Here is a 2,678-nt window from a genome sequence, read left to right on the forward strand (position 1 = left end):
ATCCCGCCCCTCGACACCCTCATCGCACCTCGCGTGGCGCTGCTGGGAGACGCCGCGCACGGCATGGCACCGGATCTCGGCCAGGGGGGCTGCCAGGCCATGGAAGACGCCTGGGTGCTGGCCGACGCCGTGCAGCACGCTCTCACTGAACACGCCGACACCTCGATAGCGCTTGCCACCGCACTGACCCACTACGACGTCGCGCGTGTCGAGCGCGTCGGCGACATCGTCTCCCGCGCACGCAAGCGCGCGGCGATGATCCATGGCCTCGGCCCCGAGCAAACTCATGCCTGGTATGACGAACTCGCCCACGAAGATGGCGACGCCATCCTCGCAGGACTCAAGAAGACCGTTGTCGGCGGGCCACTTGGCTAAACATTGGGACTGGCATCTCCGCGAGCGACGTAAGTATCTCTTAAGCGTTACCGTGCGAGCGTTGCGATTCTTTCATCTCCGCCATCGGCAGGTATCTCATGGATTGGTCGGAACGTCGCATTCTCATCACGGGCGCTGATACACCTTTCGCGAAAACCCTCATCGATTGGTTGTTACCGCGCGGTGCCTTGTTATGGACGTTGGGCGAGAACCAGGCCGCACTCGAGCGACAGGTGCGCGGCATGCCGACGCGCGTCCAGCCCATGGCGGCCACATGTCAGACACAACAAGCATGCTGCCGTGAGACCGTGGCGCGCGCCGGTATCGAGATGCTGATTCATGTGCGACCGACCGACACGAATGACGCTATGAGCGTCGAGGGTGCACTGCATGTCGATATCGGCCTCGTCACGGCAAACGAAAGTCGGTCACGGCGCCAATGTGTCTCGCGGGTGCGGGAATCGTCGCGGCCAGACAGGCTCGTACTTAGCGTCGACCCCGCCCCGAAGCACGCCCGCTATTCGCACCTAGCGCCCGAGGACATTCCCCATGTCCATCACTTGACAGCGCTAAACCACGCCGCACGGCGCGTGATACAGGTCATCGAGCGACACAATCATCCTTCCCTTGCAGCCCAATGGCGAGGCCACATTCATTCCTATCAGCGTCGGCGTGCGGCGGCCGATGGTTTCACCCCGCCTTAAGAAAGACTTAAGCTTTACGCATCATGCTACGCTGGCGCCAATACCGAGGAGGCCCCATGCGTATACTCTTGGTCGAAGACGATCCGCTGCTGGGCGATGGCATCAAGACCGCACTCACCCGCGAAGCCTATACAGTGGATTGGTTCACCGAAGGTCATCATGCTATCGAAGCTGCCCAAAACGAAGCGTTCAGCGCCATGATTCTCGATCTGGGGCTGCCCGACATGGATGGCATGGCAGTGCTCCAGCATCTACGCCAGGCTTCCGGACTGCCAATACTCATCCTCACCGCACGCGATGCCGTCGAAGAACGCATTCGTGGACTCGATGCCGGCGCCGACGATTATGTACTCAAGCCCTTCAACCTACAGGAGTTGCTGGCACGCCTGCGCGTCATCACGCGGCGCGCCGAGGGCCGCGCGTCACGCACCCTGACACTCGGCGCCTTGAGCATCGACGAAGCCAGTCACAGCGTCAGTTGGCAAGGACAGGACATCGCGCTTGGGCGCCGCGAATACGCCCTATTGCTCGAACTGGCACGCCACCCCGACAAGGTGCTCTCGCGCCCTCGGCTGGAAAGCCTGCTCTATGGCTGGGGAGAGGAAGTCGCCTCGAATGCAGTGGAGGTCCACGTTCATCATCTGCGCAAGAAGTTCGGTAAGTCGCTCATCATGACCGTCCGTGGTATCGGTTATCGCCTGGATCGTCGCGCAGTATGACGTCCATTCGCTATTACCTGCTCCGCACGCTGACGCTAGTACTCGTCGTGTCCGGTAGTGTGGCGGTGCTCGCCTCGTATTTGATCACCGATCACGAGCTGGAAGAAGTGCTCGACACCCAGCTCAGCCTCCACAGTCGCATTGTCGCCGGCCAACTACCGGAGAACGCCAGCGATGTCGCGTTCAAGCGGCTGGCCAACCGGCTCAGTATCCCCAATTATCCGGCACGCCTCTATCACGATGGCCAGCCTGTCGCGCTCGGAGCTGATGACACCACCCCGGCCAAGCTGTATCACGAGGAAGAACGCAAACTCGCGCTGGGTTTATGGAAGCCCGACAAGACACCACGTCTCCTCCAGGGAAAGTGGGTACAAGAGGCGCCTTTTCCCGCCCCCGACGAAGAAGGTTTCCGCTGGGTCGACTACGATGGCCATCGCTGGCGCGTCTTCAGCATGTTCGACGAACGCCATGACCTGTGGATCAGCATGGGCCAACGCAGCAACTTCCAGCGTGAAATAGTCGAGCGCATCACCTGGAACAATCTCATTCCGATGCTGATCCTATTGCCGCTCATGTTGTGGTTGATGAACCGCATCATTCGCCGTGGCCTGACTCCTATACGGCGTCTATCTGACCAGGTGCAAGGACGCCATGCCCGCGACCTTCGGCATATCGAGCTCGACGTTCCCCACGAGTTGGAGGGATTACACCAGTCGCTGAACGACTTCATCGACCGACTGGGCGAAACCCTGGAACGCGAACGCCGGTTCACTGCGGACGCCGCGCATGAACTGCGCACCCCACTGGCCGCGTTGCGTATTCACCTGGACAATGTCCAAGCTGGGGAAACCGCATCGCTGCAAAAGGCTTATACCGGCGT

General features: G+C 60.8%; 4 protein-coding genes. All 4 read left to right on the top strand.

Annotated features, from left to right (window positions below):
- A partial coding sequence (locus tag OP496_RS17005) for an FAD-dependent monooxygenase (protein ID WP_280565006.1) occupies positions 1-375 on the top strand: 375 nt, incomplete at its 5' end.
- A 98-nt stretch (positions 376-473) separates the two neighbouring features.
- A complete protein-coding gene (locus OP496_RS17010) occupies positions 474-1,079 on the top strand; it encodes a hypothetical protein (protein ID WP_280565007.1) in 606 nt (201 codons plus the stop codon).
- A 56-nt stretch (positions 1,080-1,135) separates the two neighbouring features.
- The gene (locus tag OP496_RS17015) at positions 1,136-1,798 is read left to right on the top strand and encodes a response regulator transcription factor (protein WP_179000150.1); all 663 of its coding nucleotides are present in this window, start codon (positions 1,136-1,138) and stop codon (positions 1,796-1,798) included.
- Positions 1,795-2,678: histidine kinase dimerization/phospho-acceptor domain-containing protein (locus tag OP496_RS17020; RefSeq protein ID WP_348522022.1), on the top strand; the 884-nt coding region annotated here is incomplete at its 3' end. The genes OP496_RS17015 and OP496_RS17020, both read left to right, overlap by 4 nt.

It is taken from the genome of Chromohalobacter sp. 48-RD10, assembly GCF_029889785.1.
Classification (GTDB): domain Bacteria; phylum Pseudomonadota; class Gammaproteobacteria; order Pseudomonadales; family Halomonadaceae; genus Chromohalobacter.

Bases quoted from the DNA above. Each gene is read 5' to 3' on its own strand.
- OP496_RS17010 (WP_280565007.1), top strand. From the start codon at position 474: ATGGATTGGTCGGAACGTCGCATTCTCATCACGGGCGCTGATACACCT.
- OP496_RS17015 (WP_179000150.1), top strand. From the start codon at position 1,136: ATGCGTATACTCTTGGTCGAAGACGATCCGCTGCTGGGCGATGGCATC.